The organism is Streptomyces sp. NPDC046909, from assembly GCF_040644695.1.
Classification (GTDB): Bacteria; Actinomycetota; Actinomycetes; order Streptomycetales; family Streptomycetaceae; genus Streptomyces.
Genome location: NZ_JBEYXC010000025.1, coordinates 62,390 through 81,975, shown reverse-complemented (window position 1 = coordinate 81,975; position 19,586 = coordinate 62,390). Strand labels below are relative to the sequence as shown.

Here is a 19,586-nt window from a genome sequence, read left to right as displayed (position 1 = left end):
TCCGGTGTCCGCTTATACGTCCGCACTGACCTCGGCCGCGTCCAGGACGGCCGTCTCGTCCGCATCCTCCGTGTTTGGCTGGGCGCTCGGGGCCTTCGCCTCGTCGGAGACGCGCTCGCCCTTCTCTGGAGTAACGAATCGATAACCGACGTTCCGGACGGTTCCGATCAGCGACTCGTGCTCGGGTCCGAGCTTGGCGCGCAGGCGTCGTACGTGCACGTCCACGGTCCGGGTGCCACCGAAGTAGTCGTACCCCCAGACCTCCTGGAGCAGCTGCGCGCGCGTGAAGACGCGGCCCGGGTGCTGGGCCAGGTACTTGAGGAGCTCGAACTCCTTGAAGGTCAGGTCGAGGACCCGGCCCTTGAGCTTCGCGCTGTAGGTCGCCTCGTCGACCGAGAGGTCGCCGTTGCGGATCTCCATGGGGGAGTCGTCGTTGACGATCTGCTGCCGGCCCATGGCGAGCCGGAGTCGCGCCTCGACCTCCGCCGGACCGGCGGTGTCGAGGAGGACGTCGTCGATGCCCCAGTCGGCGGTGACGGCGGCGAGGCCGCCCTCCGTGACGACGAGGATGAGCGGACATCCGGGCCCGGTGGAGCGGAGGAGCTGGCACAGGCTGCGGACCTGCGGCAGATCGCGGCGGCCGTCGATCAGGATGACGTCGGCACCGGGGGTGTCGACGAGGGCGGGGCCTTCCGCAGGGGCCACCCGCACGTTGTGCAGGAGCAGGCCGAGAGCGGGAAGCACCTCCGTGGACGGCTGAAGTGCGTTGGTCAGGAGCAGCAGAGAACTCATACGGCTGGTTCCTCCTCGGTCCCGGCGAGGTCGTAGCTCTCGAATCTTTCGTATACAGGTGATCCGAAAGCACAAAAGGACCCGGGGGCTGCGTTGCCCGAGTCCTCTGTTCAGGAGAATAGCCCACATGCGCATTGATCCGGCAGGTCGTGTGGTGCGATCCACCACGATTCCGCACTCTGAGACGAACAGAGGCACACCTATACGGACGTTTCTGCACACCACCGACGGTGTGACGATCGATTCCGTATACGATCCGCCGGCCTTCGTATACGAACCGCCGGTCCCCGCGCACGACGTCTCCGCGCCACCTTCCCGTGATCTCGTGTTCGTCGTCGCGCACGGTTTCACCGGCGACGCGGATCGTCCTCATGTTCGACGGGTGGCGGAGACGTTCACGCAGTACGGCGCCGTGGTCACCTTCTCCTTCCGCGGCCATGGCGCCTCCGGCGGACGCTCGACGGTCGGTGACCGCGAGGTGCTCGATCTGGCCGCCGCGGTGGAGTGGGCCCGGTCGTTCGGGCACACGCGCGTGGTGACCGTGGGGTTCTCGATGGGCGGTTCGGTCGTGCTGCGGCACGCGGCTCTGTACCAGCGGGAGCAGGAGGGGCGCACGGGCGCGCACACGGACGCCGTGGTCTCCGTCAGCGCTCCGGCTCGCTGGTACTACCGGGGCACGGCCCCTATGCGAAGGGTCCACTGGCTGGTAACCCGCCCCGAGGGCCGTCTGGTGGGCCGCTACGGCCTGCGGACGAGGATCCACCACCGGGAGTGGAACCCGGTACCCCTGTCCCCGGTGGAAGCGGTCCCCCGCATCGCCCCCACCCCCCTCCTGATCGTGCACGGCGACCGCGACGGCTACTTCCCCCTCGACCACCCCCGCATGCTCGCCGACGCCGCCGGTGACCACGGCGAACTCTGGCTGGAGCCGGGCATGGGCCACGCCGAGAACGCGGCCCCGGACGAGCTGCTGCGGCGCATCGGGGACTGGGCTGTCGGTCAGGGCGGCTAGCCTGACCGTGTACACAGCCGATGTACAAGCCGATCGATAGAGGAACCGGGAACCGGATGTCCAAGGTCACGGTGCGCTACTGGGCCGCCGCCAAGTCCGCGGCCGGCGTCGCCGAGGAGGCGTACGACGCGGACACGCTCGCCGAGGCGCTCGACGCGGTGCGCGGGCGACACCCCGGCGAACTCACGCGCGTCCTGCGGCGATGCTCGTTCCTCATCGACGGTGACCCCGTGGGCACCCGCGGACATGAGACGGTACGGCTGGCCGACGGCGGCACGGTCGAGGTGCTCCCGCCGTTCGCAGGAGGGTGACGATGACCGACCAGCCGTACGAGGGGCAGCAGCCGTACCAGCAGTACCCGCAGGGGTACGACCCGTACTGGCAGCAGCCGCAGGCCCAGCAGCCGCCGCAGCCGCAGCAGCAGGCGTGGCCCGGGCAGCAGCAGGGTTTTGAGGACCCGCACGCCGCCCAGCAGTACACCCAGCAGTGGCAGGGCCAGACCTGGGAGACCCAGGTCCAGGCGCCGGTCGCTCCGGCCGCTCCGGCCGCGGAGACGTCGTACCTGCCGCAGCAGGGGTACGAGCCGACGCCGTACGCGGAACCGGTCACCGCGCCCCCGGCACAGGCGGCCCCCGAGCCCCAGCCCCAGACCTCCTCCGGTGACTACGGCCCCGCCACCCTCGGCGGCAACGCCCGCGTCACCGACGCCCAGCGCGCCCGCCTCGAAGGCCGCTCCCCGATCATCGAACCCGGCATGCAGCCCGCCGCGCTCACCGCCCTCCTCGGCCTGCTCCTCTCCGGTACGGCGGCCATCGGGTCGTACGCCCTCCTCGTACCGCTCGTTCTCCTCCAGGCCGTGACGGCGGCCGGCTGGTTCCGGCTGAACGGCATGTGGCCGGCCCGGCAGGGCATCGCGCTGGCGTTCCTCGGCGCGGTGGTGTCGGACATCGCCCTGCTCGCCTCCGACCGCGCCCCGTCCGCGATCCTCGGCACCCTCGGCGTCTGGGTCCTGCTCTCCCTGGTCCTCCAGCTCCGTTCGCACGCCGACCCCGACACCCGTATGTACGGCCTGATGGCCACGGTCGCCTCATCGGCCCTGGCGATCGTCGCGTCCGGCTACCTCGCCGCCGAAGCGGACGCGGTGACGGTCGGCGCGGCGGCGGTCGCGGTGGCCGTCCTGGCCCGCGCGCTGCCCCTGCCGGCCCCGGCCTCCGTGGTGGTCTCCCTGCTCGCCGCGGCGGGCGCGGGCATCGCGGTCGGCGGGATGACGGGTGTGGGCCCGGAGGGCGCGCTGGTGGGCGCGGGCGCGGGGGTCTGCGCGCTGATCGGCCACCGGGTGGCGAGCTACGACTACCCGTCCCGCTTCGTCCACTTCACGGCGGGCGTGGCCCTGCCGCTGGCCGCGGCGGCACCGGCGGTGTACGTGCTGGGACGGGCGCTCGGGTAAGGCGGGGTGAGGCGCTTCACTCCTGTCACAGGTGATCGACAAAAACCTGGTCGCCGTTCCCCGCAGGGTTACCGTGACACCCGGACGTAGACCGCCGAGGTGGGGGAACACCAAAGAATGCGCGCACTGCGAATACTTCTGATCGTCGTCGTCATTCTGGGCGGCCTCTTCGTGATCGCCGACCGCGTCGCGGTCAACCTCGCCGAGGACGAGGTGGCGGAGAAGCTCAAGACCACCGAGAACCTCGCCACCACCCCCGACGTCTCCATCAAGGGCTTCCCGTTCCTCACCCAGGTCGCCTCCGGTGAGCTGGACGACACCGAGGTCGGCATCAAGGACTACGAGGCCGCCGCTGGCACCACGGGCGATACGATCCGCATCGACGACATCCGGGCGAACTTCAAGGGCGTCGACTTCTCCGGCGACTACAGCTCCGCGACCGCCGCCACCGCGACCGGCACCGCGAGCATCTCCTACGACGAGCTGCTGAAGGCCGCCCAGTCCGAGCCGACGGAGATCTTCACCGGGGTGACGGCCGAGGTCGTCGGCCTCGCGGACGGCGGCAACGGCAAGATCAAGGTGAACGTCAAGGTCACGGCCCTGGGTCAGTCGACGACGTACCCCGTCCTCAGCACGGTCACGGTCGACGGCGACACCGTGAAGGTGCACGCCGACAACCTGCCGAACCTGGTCGTCGAGGTCGCCGAGGGCAAGGTCCGATCCATCACCGACTTCGAGCAGAAGATCGACGACCTGCCGGGCGGCATCCAGCTCGACAAGGTCGAGGCCGCGGAGAACGGCGTAGAGGTGACGGTGAAGGGTTCGAACGTCGAGCTGGCGGGGTAGGACGTCCGACAGGCGAGACGGCGGTGTCCGTACGGCAGCTGTGACGACGGATACAGGCACCCCTGAGGCGTGCGAACCAGGGGTGCGGGGCGCTCGTTTCTCATATTCCGGACTATCGCGTCTCAGAATGCGACACACCGGTGACATGCCCGCGTTTCCGTCCCTAAGCTCGACGCCATGCAGAGTTCGACGAGTGTCCTCCGGCCACGGGGACAGGCGGTTCTCACGAAGCGGCGGGCAGTAGACCTGTGCCGCGTCGCCGCCATGCTCTGTCGCGCCTTCTGAGCGGACGGCACCGACCTCCGCATTCCCAGCTGCCCTGTCATGGGCACCCGTGCGCCCCGAACTGCCCCGTACTGCCCCGGAGGAGAAAAGCATGAGCCGCAGCGACGTCCTGGTCGACGCCGACTGGGTCGAGGCCAACCTCGACAACCCGAACATCGCGATCGTGGAGGTGGACGAAGACACGTCCGCCTACGAGAAGAACCACATCAAGAACGCGATCCGCATCGACTGGACGAAGGACCTGCAGGACCCGGTCCGCCGTGACTTCATCGACCAGGAGGGCTTCGAGAAGCTCCTGTCGGCGAAGGGCATCGCCAACGACACCCTGGTGATCCTCTACGGCGGCAACAACAACTGGTTCGCGTCCTACGCCTACTGGTACTTCAAGCTGTACGGCCACGAGAGCGTCAAGCTCCTCGACGGCGGCCGCAAGAAGTGGGAGCTGGACGCCCGCGAGCTGGTCGAGGAGGTCCCGGAGCGGGCCGCCACCGACTACAAGGCCAAGCCGCAGGACAAGTCCATCCGTGCCTTCCGCGACGACGTCGTCGCCGCGATCGGCTCGCAGAACCTCGTCGACGTCCGTTCCCCCGACGAGTTCAGCGGCAAGCTCCTCGCGCCTGCCCACCTCCCGCAGGAGCAGTCGCAGCGTCCGGGTCACGTCCCGTCCGCCCGCAACATCCCGTGGTCCAAGAACGCCAACGACGACGGCACCTTCAAGTCGGACGACGAGCTCAAGGAGCTCTACGCAGAGGAGCAGGTCGACCTGGCCAAGGACACCATCGCGTACTGCCGTATCGGTGAGCGCTCCGCGCTGACCTGGTTCGTCCTGCACGAGCTGCTGGGCGTGGAGAACGTCAAGAACTACGACGGCTCCTGGACCGAGTACGGCAGCCTCGTCGGCGTCCCGATCGAGCTCGGCGCCAACAAGTAAGAAACCCCAGTCCGACCCGACCGGCCTTCTTCCGGTCAGACCCCTATCTGTATCTGGAGTAAGACATGTGTGGAGCGAAGGCCGGCGGCCCGGACGCCTCGACGATCAAGCCCGGTGAGACCACGATCCAGGGTCAGGTGACCCGCGACGGCGAGCCGGTGACGGGCTACGTCCGTCTCCTGGACTCGACCGGCGAGTTCACGGCCGAGGTCCCCACCTCGGCGACGGGCCAGTTCCGCTTCTACGCGGCCGAGGGCACCTGGACCGTCCGCGCCCTGGTCCCCGGCGCCACCGCCGACCGCACGGTCGTCGCCCAGCAGGGCGGCCTCGCCGAGGTCGCGATCGCCGTCTGAGACGAACGACCGTGAACGGCTGAAGGGCCGCACCCCGGATCGGATTCCCGGGTGCGGCCCTTTCGCCTGTCCGGACCTACGCTGGACTCATGCTGGCGCGACGACGTCACGTCTATTTCGCCATGATGGGCACCTGCATCGGCCTCTTCGTCCTGGCGTGGGGAGTCGTACGCCTCTGGTCGATCCCGGTGGCCGTGGGCATGTGCGTCGTGGCCATGCTGATCCCCCCGGTCGCCGCGATGGTCGCGAACCGACGCGGCCCCGACGACCGCTGGTGGGACGACCCGTCCGGCGACCCGAAGTCCGACGAGTGGTGGGACGAGCTGGACGGCAAGAAGCGCCGACAGTAGGCGGGAGGCAGGGGTCAGGGGTCGGGGACTCAGGAGTCGGGAGACTCAGGGCTCAGGGCTCAGGGCTCAGGGCTCAGGATTTGGGCGCGACGCACGTGGCTGGGACCTCAGGGCCGCCAACCGCCGGTGATGCTCCGCCTCGGACAGCCCCTCGCCCACGGCGACCAGCGACAGCAACCGTACGGGCCGCCCCGCCGCCGCGGCCGCCTCCACCTTGTGGTGCCCGTCGAGCAGGAAGTGCGTGAGCCCCCAGTGCTGGTGGTAGTCGGTCGACCAGAGATCGATCGAGGGCTGGCACAGATCCAGCACCGACACGGCGACAGCCGTCGGTATCACCCCCCGCCCCATCTCCTCGACGTACTCCGCCACCCGGTCCCGGTCGTTCCAGGTCGGCGGAACCATCGGCACCACGAACTCGTACAGATGCGCGTCACCGTCGACCGCGGTCTCGAACGTCCGGTAGTACGGCGTGTGCGGATACTCCGGCAGCCCCCAGAACTGATCGACCCCCCACGTGGCCACCTGCTCGCCGCTGAAGTAGTCCCCGTCCTGCCCCGGAACGACCAGACGCGGCTCGACACGCAGCAGTACGGGGAGGTAGTCGCCGTCCGGCAGCAGCGCGCCGAACGCGTCCATGACGTCGCTGTCCAGCCCGGCGAGCTCACCGGCGAGACGTTCCCGCAAGGCCTCCGGCGACAACGTCTCCCGAGAGCCCTCCAGCCGGCGGAACAGGAACTGGCACGTTCCGCACCAGTGGCTGAGCTCGAACGACGGCTCCCCGTCGACCACGATCAGCCGGCGCCCCGCGCTCTCCGGCCCCCGGGGTTCCACCTCGAACCGCAGCCGCGCCTCGGACGCGGGCACTCCGAGCCGACGCGGTTCACCGATCACGGCCATCAGTAGACGAGCGCCTGCGTCTCGTCGCCCAGTGCCTCCTGGACGAAGACCTGCGCGCCCGCGATCCGGACGCCCTCGATGACGTCCTTCTCCGTGATGTCCCGGCGGGCCGCGCACTGCGTGCACAGGGTCAGCTTGCCGGCGGCCAGGATCGAGTCGATCAGGTCGGGGAGCGGGGCGGCGTGGGGGAGTTCGAACTCGGCGGCGCGGCCGGGAAGAGCGAACCAGGCGGACTCGCCGGTCAGCCACAACGACACGTCCACCCCGCTGGCGACGGCCACCGCCGCCACGGTGAACGCCTGCGAGCAGCGTTCGGGGGCATCGGCCCCCGCCGTCACCTTGATCACGAGCTTCTTCGCCATGGCCGAATCGTAATCAACGTCCCTACAACTCAGATCGTTGGCCATGAGTCTCCTGTGCGCGTATACGGAATGCGCACTTCACATTCTGTGGGGGGACGTCTTGGAAGTACCTGAAGTTCAGGAAATACCGGTAAGGGACGAGGTGCCCGAAGCGCCGGACAAGCCGGTGGCAGCCGAAGGGCCGGTGGCAGCCGAAGGGCCGGAGGTACCGGAAGGGCCGGACGCCTCCGGCGCTCCCGTCGTGCCCCGCCCGCCGCGTCGCCGTGGGCGTACCACGCTGCTCATCGCCTCCGCCGCCGTGCTCGGTGTGCTCGCCGGTACCTGCACCGGCTTCGTCGTGCAGGCCGAGCGGAAGCCCACCGCGCTGCCGCCGCTGTCCCAGCCGACCGTCAAGCAGGCCAAGGGCGAGGTCGAGCCGCTCTCTGCGGCGCAGGATCGGCATGTGAAGATCAACGGCGATCTGCGGAAGCTGCTGCTCAAGCGTCCCAAGGGCGCGCGGGAGCCCGAGCTCCTGGCCGGCGTGGACGGCTGGCAGGACATGGCCTCGTACGCAGACGACTTCACCAAGCCGAAGACCGCCTTCGAAAACCTCGCCAAGGGCGAGTTCCGCCGCGCCGCCGTCACCAACTGGCAGGTGGGCAGCACCTATTTCGTCGAGATTCAACTCACGCAGTTCCGCCAGGAGAAGTCGCTGGAAGCGGCCACCAGGACCTCGGAAGAGCAGTACTACGCCGGGGACGAGTCCGACACCGACAGCTGGGAGATCCCGGGGACCGGCGACGGCTGGGCGTACGTCCACAACACGCCCGAGCGGAAGGCTGGTTACCTGCCGTTGTACTCCGCCGAGGCGCTCGCCACGCGCGGTGACATCGCGATGTCGATCTGGATCTACGACAGCAAGCCCATTCCCAAGAAGAAGATCATGGACCTGGCCAAGCGGCAGATGGGGCGGCTGTGAGCGAGAACCCCGAGAGCTCTGAAATCCCCGAGAGCTCTGAGAACCCAGAGATCGTCGAGAGCCCTGTGCTCGTAGACGCCCCCGCGCCCGCCAAGAAGCGCATCCCCCGTCGGCGTATCGCCGCCGTCGCCGGTTCCGTGCTCCTCCTCGGTGCTGTCATCGGTGGCACCGGCTACACCGTCGTCACCGTCCAGGACGCCGACCGAGACCCGGGCAAGCCGAGCTGGAAGTTCCCCTCGGCGGCCAAGGACGAGGGCACGGCCGAGGAAGCGAAGGGGCTGCGAGCCCTGCTCATGCCGTACGAGGAGAACGGCTTCGCCCAGGGACCCGACCTCGCCGAGTTCGGCTCGGACGCGGAGCTGAGCGGCAAGCAGGCCACCGCGCTGCGCAAGGAATCCCTCAGCGGGCTGTCGGCCGGCCAGCGGCGCCAGCTGGAGAAGCGGATCGACCGGCAGCGCATCAAGGGCATCGTCATGCGCAGCTATCTCAGCGCGGACATGTACGCGCTCTACGACGACAAGTCCGTAACGGTCGGCGTCGTCCTGACGCAGATGGGCAGCCATGCCGCCGTGGAGGACGTCTCGACGTCCCAGAACGAGCTCTTCGAGGCCCTCGACATCTTCCGCAAGGGTCCGAAGATCGAGGGCCACAAGGACGCCAAGTGCTTCCTGAACCCGAAGGACAAGGACGAGAAGCTCGACCGGATGCGTTGCTCCGCCTCCGTGGGCGATGTCCTCGTCGAGGTCACGGCCTCCGCGGTCGCCCCCATGGACAAGCAGGCCGTCGCCACGTTCCTGTCCTCACAGCTCGACCGCATCGACGACCCGGGGAAGGCCGTATGACCACCGAGCAGCAGCCGACGGCGGAGGCCGAGGAGGCCGAGGAGGCCGAGGAGGCCGAGGAGGCCAAGGGAGCCAAGGAGATCTCGGATCTCACCGAGGCCACCGAGGTTCCTGAGACCGTTGAGGCCCTGGAGACCCCCGACGCGCCCTCGGCTGATCCCTCCGCCCTCTCTGTCCCCTCCGACCTGCCCCTTCCCGCTGTCCCTCCGGCCAAGAAGGACCGCCGTGTCCTGCGTGCCGTCCTGCGCTGGACCGCCGCCGTCGTGGTCTTCGCCGCGGCCGGCGCCGGGACGGCGTACGGGATCACGCGGATGGAGCGGACGGACGTACCGGGACTCGCGACCGAGACGGACGGGCGCTGGGAGTACCCGGCGATCGTGAAGCCGCCGCTGCCGTCGGGGAGCCCGGGGCCCTTCGGCAAGGCGAACGTGGCCAATTCCCACTACGCCGATCTCCGCGAGCTGCTCCTGCCCGCGCCCGTGGGCGCCAAGGCCGACAAGGCACTCGGCGGCAAGGAGGGGTGGCTGGCGACCGAGGACTTCCTGTCGGTGTACGAGGACAAGGACGACCGGGACGCCATCGACCAGCTCCTGACGGACCAAGGGCTGCGGCATGTCGCCGCCCGTGGCTGGACCACCGAGGACGGCACGCACACCCGGATCTACCTGCTCCAGTTCGAGACGTCCCGGGTGACCGACTCGCTCCAGGAGAACAACTTCACCGGGTACGACGCTCCCTCGTACGCCCTCGCCGGGGCCTCCGAGGTGCACATCGACGAGGAGTTCCCGGTGAAGGCGGAGGTCGAGAACGTACGGCACTACGCGTACACCGAGGCCAAGCCGTACGGCGCCGAGCAGGTGCGGCAGGCGTACCTGGTCTCCGGGGACGTCCTCGGACTGGTCGTGCAGTCGAAGAAGGGCGGGGCGGCGGCCGTCCCGTTCCAGCAGACGGTCATCCTGCAGAGCCAGCTGCTCGGCTGAGCACCGCGCTGAGGCGCACCTCGCGGAGACCCCCGGGCCCCGGCCGACTAAGCTGGGGCCCGGCCTGTGTACCGCCACCCTCGCTCAACGTAGGAGCACCAAGTGCTTGAGGCATTCTTCGAAGCCCTGCTCGTCCTGGTCTGCGTCGGCGTTCTCGCCTTCGCCGGGCTGACGGTGAAGAAGCTGTACCAGGGCCAGCGCTGACCCGAAGCTAGGAACTGTAGAAGATCATGATCGAGATCCCGTCCGACCTCCACAAGGACCTCGTCCCGCTCGCCTTCCTGCTCGGCAACTGGGCGGGCGCGGGTGTGCACGACTTCCCCGGCTCCGAGAAGTGCAACTTCGGGCAGGAGGTCACCTTCAGCCACGACGGCCGGGACTTCCTGGAGTACCAGTCCCACACCTGGGTCCTGGACAACGACGGGAACAAGGTCCGCCCGCTGGAGTCCGAACACGGCTTCTGGCGCATCGACGCCGACCGCAAGGTCGAGGTCACGATGGTCCGCGACGACGGTGTCGTCGAGATCTGGTACGGCGAGATGGCCAAGCAGAAGCCGCAGATCGACCTCGTCACGGACGCGGTGGCCCGTACGGCCGCCTCCGGCCCCTACACCGGCGGCAAGCGCCTCTACGGCTACGTCAAGAGCGACCTCATGTGGGTCGGCGAGAAGCAGACCCCCGAGGTCGAACTGCGCCCCTACATGTCCGCGCACCTGAAGAAGGTCGTCACCCCGGAGGACGTCGAGCGCTGGGCGAAGGCCCTGCCGGACGACATGCCGGACGACGGCATCGCCTTCTTCAAGTAGATCGACTTCAAGTAGGCCCGCTTCAAGTAAGCCTTCGCTGAAGTAGTCATACACTCGTCGGTGTGGTGAGCACCGACTGGAAGAGCGACCTCAGGCAGCGCGGCTACCGGCTGACGCCGCAGCGGCAACTCGTGCTCGAAGCCGTGGACACCCTTGAGCACGCGACCCCCGACGACATCCTCACGGAAGTGAAGAAGACGGCGTCGGGGGTCAACATTTCCACGGTCTACCGGACCCTGGAGCTCCTGGAGGAGCTGGGCCTGGTCAGCCATGCCCATCTGGGGCACGGCGCGCCGACGTACCACCTCGCCGACCGCCATCACCACATCCACCTGGTCTGCCGTGACTGCCAGAACGTCATCGAGGCGGACATCAAGGTGGCGGCGGAGTTCACGGCGAAGCTGCGCTCGACCTTCGGGTTCGAGACGGACATGAAGCACTTCGCGATCTTCGGCCGCTGCAAGGACTGTGCGCAGAAGGGTCCGCAGCAGAGCTCGCTGAAGAATTCAACTACCGAGTCGTAGGCTTACGCGTATGAAGAGCCCCCTGCTGTCCCTGCCAGGCGCCGTCCCCGCCGAGGGCGTGGACGAAGGCGTAGCCGCCCACTACGGCGACCTGTTCCGCGAACAGCGCGCCCTCGCCGACGGCACCGGATTCGTCGACCTCTCGCACCGCGGCGTCCTCACGGTCACCGGCGAGGACCGCCTCAGCTGGCTGCATCTGCTGCTCACCCAGCATGTCTCCGAGCTGCCCGTGGGCGAGGCCACCGAGGCGCTGGTCCTCTCCGCCAACGGCCATATCGAGCACGCGCTGTACCTGGTCGACGACGGTGTGACGGTCTGGATCCACGTCGAGCCCGACACCCAGGAGGCGCTGATCGCCTACCTGGAGTCGATGAAGTTCTTCTACCGGGTCGAGGTCGCCGACCGTACGGCCGACATCGCGGTCGTCCACCTCCCGGCCGGTTCGATCGCCCCGGTGCCGGTGGGCGTGGTGGTCCGCGAGACGGCGTACGGCCGTGATCTGTTCCTTCCTCGTGCGGACCTGGAGTCGTTCGCCGAGAAGACGGGCCCCGCGGCCGGCCTCCTCGCCTACGAGGCGCTCCGCGTCGAGCACCACCGCCCCCGCCTCGGCTTCGAGACCGACCACCGCACCATCCCGCACGAGCTGGGCTGGATCGGCACGGCCGTCCATCTCCAGAAGGGCTGCTACCGCGGCCAGGAGACGGTCGCCCGCGTCCAGAACCTCGGAAAGCCTCCGCGCCGCCTCGTCTTCCTTCACCTCGACGGCAGCGAGGTCCATCTGCCCCCGGCCGGTGCCGACATCCGCCTCGCCGCGGACGGCCCCGACGGCCGCAAGATCGGCTTCATCACGACGTCCGTACGCCACCACGAACTCGGCCCGGTCGCCCTGGCCCTGGTGAAGCGGAACGTGCCGGTGGACGCGGAGCTGGTGGCGGAGACGACCGCGGCGGCTCAGGAAGTGGTCGTGGAGCCCTAGAGGCCGGGCAGAGCCTCACATCTCCAGCAGGACCGTGAACGGGCCGTCGTTCGTCAGGGACACCCGCATCTGCGCCCCGAACCGGCCCGTCGCCACCGTCGCGCCCAGCGCCCGGAGTTGGGCGACGACCTCGTCGACGAGAGGCTCGGCGACATCGCCGGGAGCGGCGGCGTTCCAGGTGGGGCGGCGGCCCTTGCGCGCATCGCCGTAGAGCGTGAACTGGCTGATGACGAGGAGCGGGGCGTCGATGTCGCTACAGGACCTCTCGTCGTGCAGCATGCGGATCGACCAGAGTTTGCGGGCGAGTTGGGCGGCCTTCTCCTTGGTGTCCTCGTGGGTGACCCCGACGAGGACGCAGAGCCCTTCGCCGACGATCTCTCCGACGGTCTCACCCTCGACGACGACGCTCGCGCCGTCGACCCTCTGTACCACTGCGCGCATGGAACCATCATGCCGGTCGCCGCGAAGTGACCTTTCCTCGGGATTGTTTTTGAACCTTAACCCCCCATCTGGGGCCGATCGGGGGCACTCGGTCACATAGCGGCCACTTGGGGTGGCACGATGCTTGCACACGCCGGTCGAGGGGACGGTAGAGGCACATGAGCACACCGAGTACCGGGCACCGCACGGAACACGACGGGGGCCTACCGGGGCCACGACCGCCCGCCGGCCCGCCCGAGCCCGACCTGGCCCCACTGAGCCTGCCCGAGCTGCGCACCCTGCGCCGGGACGCCCAGCGCGACGAGGCGGACCTCAGCTATGTACGGCGGCTGCTGCAAGGCCGTATCGACATCCTGCGCGCGGAACTGGCCCGCAGGTCGCCCGCGGGGGAGGGCTCGGTGGTGGAGCGCCTCCCGGAGATCCTCACGGACGCCCCGGCCCGCCAGCGCTCCTCCGCCCGCCACGTCACCCTGGGCACCCCCCTCAACGAGGAGTACCGCCGCCTCGCCGCCGAGATGCTCGCCGAGGTGGAGCTGTCGGATCTGGAGGCGCGCACGGACCTGGAGCTGAACACCGCGATGGGCCGGCTCGTGCGGTACGAGCAGCAGGTCTCCCGGCGTCGGCAGCGGTTGCAGGGGACGACGGACGAGTGCAGCGCGGAGATCGCGCGGCGGTACCGGGAGGGCGAGGCGCAGGTCGACGACCTGTTGATGTGAGGCGCGGAAAAACGGTGGGACACCTCATCGTCGTACGCCTAGCGTGAGCCCATGACCAGCGCGCGCCGCCCCGATATCGATATCCGTACGGTCACCGAGGCCGACATCCCTGACTGGACCCGTGCTCTGCACACCGGGTTTCTGCGCAGTCCCGGCGTCACGGACGAGGAGGTGGCCTCCCGCAGTGAGTACCTCCTCGCGCACCGGACGCTCGGCGCGTTCGACGCCGGCCGGTGTGTGGCGACGTTCCGTTCCTTCGACCAGGAGCTGACCGTCGTCGGCGGTGCCACCGTGCCCGCCGACGCCATCTCGAACGTCGCCGTCACCGCCACCCACCGCCGCCGCGGCCTGCTGACCCGCATGATGAGCCAGGACCTCGCCGCCGCGAAGGAGCGCGGGGACGTCGTCGCCACGCTGATCGCCGCCGAGTACCCGATCTACGGCCGTTACGGCTTCGGCCCCGCCACCTCGATGACCGAGTGGACGGTCGACGTACCGCGCGCGGGCCTCGACGCCCGTTGGTCGGGTCCGGAGGACGGCGGCCGTATCGATCTCGTGGACGGGGAGGACGTACGCAAACTCGGTCCCGAACTGCACGAGCGGCTGCGCCGCGTCCAGCCCGGCGCGATCAGCCGGGACGCGCGCTGGTGGCAGGTCAACACCGGTGTCATCCACCTGGAGCCCACGCCGTGGGCCGAGCCCTTCTACGCGCTGTACCGCTCGGCGTCCGGCGAGGTCGAGGGGCTGGTGTCGTACCGGTGCGACGACACCTGGGGCGACGCCAAGCAGCCGGACGACACGGCGAGGGTGAAGTGGCTGATCGCCACGACCCCGGCCGCCGAGCGCGCCCTGTGGCACTACCTGTGCTCCATCGACTGGGTCACGAAGGTGCGCAGCGGCTGGCGCGGCCCCGACGACCTGCTCCCGCTCCTCCTGCCCGACCCGCGCGCCGCGCGGATCACCACCCAGGCCGACTGGCTGTGGGTGCGGATCCTGGACGTCGTACGGGCTCTGGAGGCGCGTACGTACGACGGTGAGGGCGAGCTCGTGCTGGAGGTGGCCGACCGGGCGGGGCTGGCCGGCGGGCGCTATCTGCTGGAGGTGTTCCAGGGCGGGGTTTCCTGTGCGCCTACTACGCGCACCGCTGAACTGTCCCTGGACATCGCCGACTTGGCCGCCGTATGGCTCGGGGACGAGTCCGTCGTACGACTTGCCGCGCTCGGCCGGGTCCGGGAAGAACGAGCGGGCGCCGGCCGGTTGGCCGACGCCCTGCTGAGGACGTCCGGGCGGCCTTGGTGCCCGGACATGTTCTGAGGTCTCCTTCCGCCGGTGACGAGGACTGATCCGTAGCGGGATCTGTTTCTGCGTTCCTTGCGTGTCTGTAGCTGTGGAGTTGTGGCTGTGCGCTGCGTTCTTCAGTTGTCGGTGTGGAGTTGTGGCTGTGCTGACCGACCAGGCTCTCGGCTCCCCTCCGGAAGAGAGCCCGGTCGGCCGGCTGCGCGGACTTGGGCGGTCCGGTCAGCCGGACTGGGCGAGCAGCATCACGAGGATCGCCGCTCCGAGGCCGCCGACCATGGTGCTCTTTGCCTTGATGCCGACGGTGAGAAGGACAAAGGCGACGATGCCCATCGGCCCCCATTTCCACTGGACGAGCTGCTCGAATCCGATGGCGAGGGCGGCGATGGCGATGGCGAACGGCATGACGATCCCCCCTTGGTCTGGTGACGCCAACCTGTTTGAAGTTTGACCATGTCGTACAAGTTGGCGACCAACTTCACTGTAGTTATCTCCGCTTGGAGTCGTCTCATAACCACCTTCCCGCGAACTGCCCAAAGATGGCGGGAAGTTGTAGTGTTTGGTCGTGGACCCGAAACACGCCTCCGTCAATGGACGGGAGAGGTCACAGCGGCCACACACGTCACATCGTGAGGTGGCCGACGAGCTGCGCTCCCGGATCCGTTCCGGTGAGCTGCGGCCGGGTCAGCGCATGCCCACCCAGGCCAAGCTGGCCAGCGAATTCGGGGTGGAGCGCGGGGCCGTACGGCAGGCCCTGCGGATTCTGCAGTCCGAGCATCTGCTCACCAATGTGTCCAAGGGGAGCCCCGCGACCGTCGCCCATGACCTCACCAGGGCGCTGACCGGCCCCGGAGCCCCGCCGCAGCCCACGACGGTGGCCCTCGCCCCGCGCGTCGCCGCCGCCTTCGCGGCCCCGCACGTCGAGATCGACGCCCTCTGTCTGACCTCGGTCTCCTTCAACCTCGCCCTCGGCGAGCCGCTGCGTCAGATCCACGCCGGACAGCTGAAACCGGCCAAGGTCGACGTTCGCGTCCTGCTGCCGAGCCGGGACATCGAGCTGGCCTTCCCGGCCCCGGTCGACGCCTCGGCGGACGGGCGGCTCCAGCGCCACTGGCTGGCCCATCGCAACGCCCAGGGACATGTGCTCAAGCACAACCTCCAGGCCCTGCGCGCCACCCATGGCATCGATGTCCGGGTGTCCTTCCGCGCCCTGCCCTTCACCCCGCCGGTGAAGCTGTACCTGCTCAACAACACGGAAGCCCTCTTCGCGTACTACACCCTCACCCAGCGCGAGGAACAGATCGACCACGAGTTCCTGCAGATGTACGACGCCGAGGGCACCCAGTCGATGCTGTTCGCCTTCGAGCAGGGCGAGGACCTGCGGGACACCACCTTCGTCGAGCAGTCCCACCTGTGGTTCAACGCACTGTGGGAGACGATCAGTTCGGAGCTGACGCTCACGAGCTGATGGTCTCCCACAGGGGTGTATCCGGGCGGCGCACTTTCTTCATAGGGCGGGCCCCGCGACCAGGAGGGCGAGCACGACGGCACCGATCGAGCTGATCGCCGGGCTCTTGGCCTTGACGCCGATGGTGAGCAGCAGCAGGCCGATGATTCCGGTGGCGCCGTACTTCCACTGGACGGTCTGCTCGACGCCGACGACGAAGATGGCGGAGAGGAGGTAGAGAGCGGGCACGGTCATTCCCCCTTTGGGCGATGAGGAGGCTGAGCTTCCGCCAACTTGGCTAAGTTGGCAACCAACTCGAAGCTAGATGTACCCACTTGGTCGGTACTTAGAAACAACTCTTAAACAACTCCCCGTAGATGGAATGGAGTTGTACCGTTTGGTCGTGGACTCGGAGAACGTGGCAGTGAACGGCAGCAGAAGGCTCTCGCCCCAGGAGATCGCCGACATCCTGCGGGAACGTATTCGCGTCGGAGACCTCAAGGCGGGGGACCGCCTGCCCACCCAGGCCGAACTGGCGGAGGAGTTCGGCGTGGAACGCGGCACCGTCCGCCAGGCGCTGCGCGCCCTCCAGGAGGACGGCCTGCTGAGCAACGTCAGCAAGGGAAGCCCCCCGCGGATCGCGGAGCCGGCGCCGGTGCGGGGCGCGCCTCAGCCGACGATGGTGGGGTTGGCGCCGCGACTCACGGAGGCGTTCTCGGCGCAGCGGGTGCGGGTGGACGTGGTGAGCCACACCTCCGAGACCCTGATGCTGGCCCTCGGCGACTCGCTCCGCAGCATCCACGAGGGCAAGATCCGCCCCGAATCCATCGAGTTCCGCGTCCTGCTGCCCTCCCGGGACATCAATCTCGCCTTCCCGGTCCTGGTCGAGCCCGGCGCCGAGGAAGCGGACCCGGTCCACCAGCGCTGGCTGGAGATGCGCAACGCCCAGGCCCACGTCCTCAAGTACAACCTCAACGCGGTCCGCTCCACCCACGGCATCGACGTCAAGGTCACCTTCCGCGCCCTGCCGTTCACCCCGCCGGTGAAGATGTACCTGCTCAACGGCGAAGAAGTCCTCCTCGGCTACTACATGCTGGAAAGGCGCGAGGAGGAGTACGAGAGCCAGACCCTGGAGATGTACGACGTCCTCGGCTCCCGGTCCGTCCTCTTCTCCTTCATGAAGACCGCGAGCCAGCGGGACGAGGCGTTCGTGGAGGAATCCCAGAAGTGGTTCGACGCCCTCTGGGAAACCATCACGACGGACCTGACACTCTCCTAGTGACCTCTGATACGACGCAGACTGAAGCGGTGACAGCAGAACTCGAGGAACTCCGCGAACTGATCACCGGCGCCCGAGTCGTCCTGTGGGACTTCGACGGGCCGATCTGTCGGCTGTTCGCCGGGCACTCGGCGGAGCGGGTGGCCAGGGAACTGGTCGAGTGGCTGGAGGGCCGGGGCCTGCACGGCCTGGTGACGGAGGACGAACGGGAGTCCCTCGACCCCCACGTCGTCCTCCGCGCCGTCGACCGCCGGCACCCCGGCAGCGACCTCGTCGACGAACTGGAGGAACGTCTCACCCAGGAGGAACTGCGCGCCGCGACCTCGGCGATGCCGACGGCGTACGCGGACCCCTTGATACGCACCTGGACGGCGATCGGCTCCCGCTTGGCGATAGCGACGAACAACTCACCCAGGGTGGTCCGCAAGTACCTCTCGACCCGAGGCCTGACCTCCTGCTTCCATCCCCACATCTACGGCCGCACTCAGGACCTCCACCACCTCAAACCCGACCCCCACTGCTTGAACCGCGCCCTCAACGCCATGGGTGCGGCCCCCCGCTCCGCCCTGATGATCGGCGACACCCCCTCCGACTACGAAGCCGCACTGGGCGCCGGCGTCCCTTTCCTCGGCTACGCGCGTAACGAGCGCAAGGAGAAGGTGCTCCGGGAGGCGGGGGCGGGGCTCGTGGTGAACTCGCTGGCGCTGGTCCGGGCCATGCTCCTGGGCCAGGTCTGACGCATCGGCCTCAAGCCTGAGTCATCAGCGCCACGAACACCACCGCCGCCCAAGCGGCGAGCCCGTACCGCTTCGCCCGCAGACCGATGCCGATCAGCAACAGGACCAGCACGCCGACGACGCCGAGCTGAGCCTGTGTCTGCTGGCCCAGGAGGAACTCGCCTAATCCTCGGGCTACTTGGAACATGAGCATCGATCCCACCCCCTTCCAATTGGACTGATTGGCTTGACGGTGGTCTGCCCAGGTGGGCTGATCCCTTAACCAACCGCCCAATATGACTGGGAAGTTGACTGGTTGCTGGTTTGCCGGTGGGCGGGAAGAGGTACGGTCGCATCGTGGACGCACAGCAGGCCGGTGACGGCGGAGGCGCGGAGTTCGGGCGCGTCGCCACTGCGCTGCGTGCTCGGATGCTGGATGGAACGTATCCGCCGCAGACCCTTCTGCCGTCGCAGCGCGCTCTCGCCGAGGAGTTCGAGGTCTCCCGGGACACGGTCCAGCGGGTGTTTCGCGAACTCGCCAGCGAGGGCTGGATCAAGGGGGAGCAGGGCAGAGGGACTAGGGTGATCAAGACCCAGCTCATTCAGCCGGCGGAGCCGAGGGCGACCGGACCCAGATCCGGTGCGACGCTGGGTGACGTCATCCGCCAGGCGTTCGAGCGGTCCGAAGTCACCCTGGACGTATACACGTTGACCACCGAGTCCTTGGATGCGCACATACGTCTTCAAGCTGAACGTATCCACGCGCGCGAGATCGCTCCCGAGCGCATCTCCTTGCGTCTGCTTCTGCCGGACTTGACGGGGCCGCTGCCGTATCCACGGGCCATTGGTAACCCGGGGGACCCGCGTCCACAGGAGCGATTGCGTGACATCAGCCAACAGCACACAGAGTCACTGCGCAGTGTGCTACAGGCACTGAAGACCGAGAAGCTGGTTCCGGACGTGAAGGTCGAGACGCGCCGCGTGGACCTGATCCCGGCGTTCAAGCTCTACCTTCTGAACGGCGTCGAAGCCCTTCACGGGATGTACAACGTCATGACGCGCTCCATCGAGGTGCCCCCCGGCGAGGTGATTAAGTGCCGTGACGTGCTGGGACTGGGAGCGACCCTGATCCATTTCGTCAGGGATGCCGACCCGAAGTCACCGGGGTCCGTCTTCGTGGACAGTATGGAGGCGTGGTTCCAGTCGGCGTGGGACCTCCTCGCCCGCCCTGAATGAATTGCGTCTCCGGCTCGTAACGAAGGCATGAAGAATTCGTCTCCGGGCGTGTCCGGGATATCCGCCGGAGCCGTTCCGTCATGCCCGCGAAGAG

Annotated in this window: 27 protein-coding genes; 20 read left to right on the top strand and 7 right to left on the bottom strand. The window is 68.4% G+C overall.

The window, feature by feature from the left end:
* Positions 1–12 precede the first annotated feature (12 nt).
* Positions 13–792 (bottom strand): response regulator transcription factor, encoded by a 780-nt coding sequence (locus ABZ928_RS48615; RefSeq protein ID WP_361535062.1) that lies wholly within the window; start codon positions 790–792, stop codon positions 13–15.
* 127 nt (positions 793–919) lie between these two features.
* Here ABZ928_RS48615 and ABZ928_RS48610 point away from each other — a divergent pair, with 127 nt between their 5' ends.
* The 8 genes from ABZ928_RS48610 to ABZ928_RS48575 all read left to right on the top strand — a co-directional run bounded on the left by ABZ928_RS48610 (position 920) and on the right by ABZ928_RS48575 (position 6,016).
* Positions 920–1,804 carry an alpha/beta fold hydrolase gene (locus ABZ928_RS48610; protein WP_361535059.1) on the top strand — a complete coding sequence of 295 codons (885 nt, stop codon included), beginning with the start codon at positions 920–922 and terminating at the stop codon, positions 1,802–1,804.
* A 56-nt stretch (positions 1,805–1,860) separates the two neighbouring features.
* A complete protein-coding gene (locus tag ABZ928_RS48605) occupies positions 1,861–2,115 on the top strand; it encodes a MoaD/ThiS family protein (RefSeq protein ID WP_361535056.1) in 255 nt (84 codons plus the stop codon).
* 2 nt (positions 2,116–2,117) lie between these two features.
* On the top strand, positions 2,118–3,251 hold the full coding sequence (locus ABZ928_RS48600; protein WP_361535053.1) for a hypothetical protein: 1,134 nt from the start codon (positions 2,118–2,120) through the stop codon (positions 3,249–3,251).
* A 117-nt stretch (positions 3,252–3,368) separates the two neighbouring features.
* A complete protein-coding gene (locus ABZ928_RS48595; RefSeq protein WP_361535049.1) occupies positions 3,369–4,097 on the top strand; it encodes a DUF2993 domain-containing protein in 729 nt (242 codons plus the stop codon).
* Between the two features lie 177 nt (positions 4,098–4,274).
* A complete protein-coding gene (locus tag ABZ928_RS48590) occupies positions 4,275–4,382 on the top strand; it encodes a putative leader peptide (protein ID WP_360840127.1) in 108 nt (35 codons plus the stop codon).
* Between the two features lie 91 nt (positions 4,383–4,473).
* Positions 4,474–5,313 (top strand): sulfurtransferase, encoded by an 840-nt coding sequence (locus ABZ928_RS48585; RefSeq protein WP_361535046.1) that lies wholly within the window; start codon positions 4,474–4,476, stop codon positions 5,311–5,313.
* 65 nt (positions 5,314–5,378) lie between these two features.
* Complete coding sequence (locus ABZ928_RS48580) at positions 5,379–5,666, top strand: DUF1416 domain-containing protein (RefSeq protein ID WP_010351646.1); 288 nt, start codon at positions 5,379–5,381, stop codon at positions 5,664–5,666.
* Between the two features lie 89 nt (positions 5,667–5,755).
* On the top strand, positions 5,756–6,016 hold the full coding sequence (locus tag ABZ928_RS48575) for a DUF3099 domain-containing protein (RefSeq protein WP_361535043.1): 261 nt from the start codon (positions 5,756–5,758) through the stop codon (positions 6,014–6,016).
* Between the two features lie 66 nt (positions 6,017–6,082).
* Here the strand turns inward: ABZ928_RS48575 and ABZ928_RS48570 are convergent, their stop codons facing one another.
* Positions 6,083–6,913, bottom strand: coding sequence for a hypothetical protein (locus ABZ928_RS48570; RefSeq protein WP_361535040.1), 831 nt, complete (start codon positions 6,911–6,913; stop codon positions 6,083–6,085).
* A complete protein-coding gene (locus ABZ928_RS48565) occupies positions 6,913–7,275 on the bottom strand; it encodes a DsrE family protein (RefSeq protein ID WP_361535037.1) in 363 nt (120 codons plus the stop codon). The genes ABZ928_RS48570 and ABZ928_RS48565 overlap by 1 nt, the downstream gene beginning before the upstream one ends.
* 142 nt (positions 7,276–7,417) lie before the next feature.
* Here ABZ928_RS48565 and ABZ928_RS48560 point away from each other — a divergent pair, with 142 nt between their 5' ends.
* From ABZ928_RS48560 to ABZ928_RS48535, 6 genes are all read left to right on the top strand, one after another.
* Positions 7,418–8,233, top strand: coding sequence for a hypothetical protein (locus tag ABZ928_RS48560; RefSeq protein WP_361535034.1), 816 nt, complete (start codon positions 7,418–7,420; stop codon positions 8,231–8,233).
* Positions 8,230–9,075 (top strand): hypothetical protein, encoded by an 846-nt coding sequence (locus ABZ928_RS48555; protein ID WP_361535031.1) that lies wholly within the window; start codon positions 8,230–8,232, stop codon positions 9,073–9,075. The genes ABZ928_RS48560 and ABZ928_RS48555 overlap by 4 nt, the downstream gene beginning before the upstream one ends.
* Positions 9,072–10,055, top strand: a complete 984-nt coding sequence (locus ABZ928_RS48550) for a hypothetical protein (protein WP_361535028.1) — start codon at positions 9,072–9,074, stop codon at positions 10,053–10,055. The genes ABZ928_RS48555 and ABZ928_RS48550 overlap by 4 nt, the downstream gene beginning before the upstream one ends.
* Before the next feature lie 230 nt (positions 10,056–10,285).
* The gene (locus ABZ928_RS48545; protein ID WP_361535025.1) at positions 10,286–10,861 is read left to right on the top strand and encodes an FABP family protein; all 576 of its coding nucleotides are present in this window, start codon (positions 10,286–10,288) and stop codon (positions 10,859–10,861) included.
* Between the two features lie 62 nt (positions 10,862–10,923).
* Positions 10,924–11,385 carry a Fur family transcriptional regulator gene (locus ABZ928_RS48540; RefSeq protein WP_361535022.1) on the top strand — a complete coding sequence of 154 codons (462 nt, stop codon included), beginning with the start codon at positions 10,924–10,926 and terminating at the stop codon, positions 11,383–11,385.
* A gap of 10 nt (positions 11,386–11,395) precedes the next feature.
* On the top strand, positions 11,396–12,361 hold the full coding sequence (locus tag ABZ928_RS48535; protein WP_361535019.1) for a folate-binding protein: 966 nt from the start codon (positions 11,396–11,398) through the stop codon (positions 12,359–12,361).
* A 15-nt stretch (positions 12,362–12,376) separates the two neighbouring features.
* On the opposite strand, the gene dtd is transcribed toward ABZ928_RS48535, so the two are convergent.
* A complete protein-coding gene (dtd, locus tag ABZ928_RS48530) occupies positions 12,377–12,802 on the bottom strand; it encodes a D-aminoacyl-tRNA deacylase (protein WP_361535016.1) in 426 nt (141 codons plus the stop codon).
* Positions 12,803–12,960: 158 nt separating this feature from the next.
* Between dtd and ABZ928_RS48525 the strand changes: the two genes are divergently transcribed.
* On the top strand, positions 12,961–13,518 hold the full coding sequence (locus ABZ928_RS48525; protein ID WP_361535013.1) for an aerial mycelium formation protein: 558 nt from the start codon (positions 12,961–12,963) through the stop codon (positions 13,516–13,518).
* A gap of 51 nt (positions 13,519–13,569) precedes the next feature.
* Positions 13,570–14,832: a GNAT family N-acetyltransferase gene (locus tag ABZ928_RS48520; protein ID WP_361535010.1), complete on the top strand. Its 1,263-nt coding sequence runs from the start codon at positions 13,570–13,572 to the stop codon at positions 14,830–14,832.
* Positions 14,833–15,036: 204 nt separating this feature from the next.
* On the opposite strand, the gene ABZ928_RS48515 is transcribed toward ABZ928_RS48520, so the two are convergent.
* Positions 15,037–15,219, bottom strand: coding sequence for a hypothetical protein (locus ABZ928_RS48515; protein WP_361535007.1), 183 nt, complete (start codon positions 15,217–15,219; stop codon positions 15,037–15,039).
* A gap of 154 nt (positions 15,220–15,373) precedes the next feature.
* Between ABZ928_RS48515 and ABZ928_RS48510 the strand changes: the two genes are divergently transcribed.
* Entirely contained in the window at positions 15,374–16,282 is a 909-nt protein-coding gene (locus ABZ928_RS48510; RefSeq protein WP_361535004.1) for a GntR family transcriptional regulator, read from the top strand.
* A 39-nt stretch (positions 16,283–16,321) separates the two neighbouring features.
* On the opposite strand, the gene ABZ928_RS48505 is transcribed toward ABZ928_RS48510, so the two are convergent.
* Positions 16,322–16,510, bottom strand: coding sequence for a hypothetical protein (locus ABZ928_RS48505; protein ID WP_361535256.1), 189 nt, complete (start codon positions 16,508–16,510; stop codon positions 16,322–16,324).
* Positions 16,511–16,685: 175 nt separating this feature from the next.
* Here ABZ928_RS48505 and ABZ928_RS48500 point away from each other — a divergent pair, with 175 nt between their 5' ends.
* Complete coding sequence (locus ABZ928_RS48500; RefSeq protein ID WP_361535253.1) at positions 16,686–17,540, top strand: winged helix-turn-helix domain-containing protein; 855 nt, start codon at positions 16,686–16,688, stop codon at positions 17,538–17,540.
* Positions 17,540–18,277 carry an HAD family hydrolase gene (locus ABZ928_RS48495; protein ID WP_361535001.1) on the top strand — a complete coding sequence of 246 codons (738 nt, stop codon included), beginning with the start codon at positions 17,540–17,542 and terminating at the stop codon, positions 18,275–18,277. The genes ABZ928_RS48500 and ABZ928_RS48495 overlap by 1 nt, the downstream gene beginning before the upstream one ends.
* Positions 18,278–18,287: 10 nt before the next feature.
* Here ABZ928_RS48495 and ABZ928_RS48490 read toward each other — a convergent pair whose 3' ends face one another.
* A complete protein-coding gene (locus ABZ928_RS48490) occupies positions 18,288–18,464 on the bottom strand; it encodes a hypothetical protein (RefSeq protein WP_361534998.1) in 177 nt (58 codons plus the stop codon).
* Between the two features lie 149 nt (positions 18,465–18,613).
* Here ABZ928_RS48490 and ABZ928_RS48485 point away from each other — a divergent pair, with 149 nt between their 5' ends.
* Entirely contained in the window at positions 18,614–19,492 is an 879-nt protein-coding gene (locus ABZ928_RS48485; protein ID WP_361534995.1) for a GntR family transcriptional regulator, read from the top strand.
* Positions 19,493–19,586 lie beyond the last annotated feature (94 nt).

Bases quoted from the DNA above. Each gene is read 5' to 3' on its own strand.
- ABZ928_RS48615 (WP_361535062.1), bottom strand. From the start codon at position 792: ATGAGTTCTCTGCTGCTCCTGACCAACGCACTTCAGCCGTCCACGGAG.
- ABZ928_RS48545 (WP_361535025.1), top strand. From the start codon at position 10,286: ATGATCGAGATCCCGTCCGACCTCCACAAGGACCTCGTCCCGCTCGCC.
- ABZ928_RS48520 (WP_361535010.1), top strand. From the start codon at position 13,570: ATGACCAGCGCGCGCCGCCCCGATATCGATATCCGTACGGTCACCGAG.
- ABZ928_RS48580 (WP_010351646.1), top strand. From the start codon at position 5,379: ATGTGTGGAGCGAAGGCCGGCGGCCCGGACGCCTCGACGATCAAGCCC.
- ABZ928_RS48600 (WP_361535053.1), top strand. From the start codon at position 2,118: ATGACCGACCAGCCGTACGAGGGGCAGCAGCCGTACCAGCAGTACCCG.
- ABZ928_RS48610 (WP_361535059.1), top strand. From the start codon at position 920: ATGCGCATTGATCCGGCAGGTCGTGTGGTGCGATCCACCACGATTCCG.
- ABZ928_RS48550 (WP_361535028.1), top strand. From the start codon at position 9,072: ATGACCACCGAGCAGCAGCCGACGGCGGAGGCCGAGGAGGCCGAGGAG.
- ABZ928_RS48595 (WP_361535049.1), top strand. From the start codon at position 3,369: ATGCGCGCACTGCGAATACTTCTGATCGTCGTCGTCATTCTGGGCGGC.
- ABZ928_RS48565 (WP_361535037.1), bottom strand. From the start codon at position 7,275: ATGGCGAAGAAGCTCGTGATCAAGGTGACGGCGGGGGCCGATGCCCCC.
- ABZ928_RS48515 (WP_361535007.1), bottom strand. From the start codon at position 15,219: ATGCCGTTCGCCATCGCCATCGCCGCCCTCGCCATCGGATTCGAGCAG.
- ABZ928_RS48535 (WP_361535019.1), top strand. From the start codon at position 11,396: ATGAAGAGCCCCCTGCTGTCCCTGCCAGGCGCCGTCCCCGCCGAGGGC.
- ABZ928_RS48525 (WP_361535013.1), top strand. From the start codon at position 12,961: ATGAGCACACCGAGTACCGGGCACCGCACGGAACACGACGGGGGCCTA.
- ABZ928_RS48605 (WP_361535056.1), top strand. From the start codon at position 1,861: ATGTCCAAGGTCACGGTGCGCTACTGGGCCGCCGCCAAGTCCGCGGCC.
- ABZ928_RS48570 (WP_361535040.1), bottom strand. From the start codon at position 6,913: ATGGCCGTGATCGGTGAACCGCGTCGGCTCGGAGTGCCCGCGTCCGAG.
- ABZ928_RS48575 (WP_361535043.1), top strand. From the start codon at position 5,756: ATGCTGGCGCGACGACGTCACGTCTATTTCGCCATGATGGGCACCTGC.
- ABZ928_RS48590 (WP_360840127.1), top strand. From the start codon at position 4,275: ATGCAGAGTTCGACGAGTGTCCTCCGGCCACGGGGACAGGCGGTTCTC.
- dtd (WP_361535016.1), bottom strand. From the start codon at position 12,802: ATGCGCGCAGTGGTACAGAGGGTCGACGGCGCGAGCGTCGTCGTCGAG.
- ABZ928_RS48585 (WP_361535046.1), top strand. From the start codon at position 4,474: ATGAGCCGCAGCGACGTCCTGGTCGACGCCGACTGGGTCGAGGCCAAC.
- ABZ928_RS48490 (WP_361534998.1), bottom strand. From the start codon at position 18,464: ATGTTCCAAGTAGCCCGAGGATTAGGCGAGTTCCTCCTGGGCCAGCAG.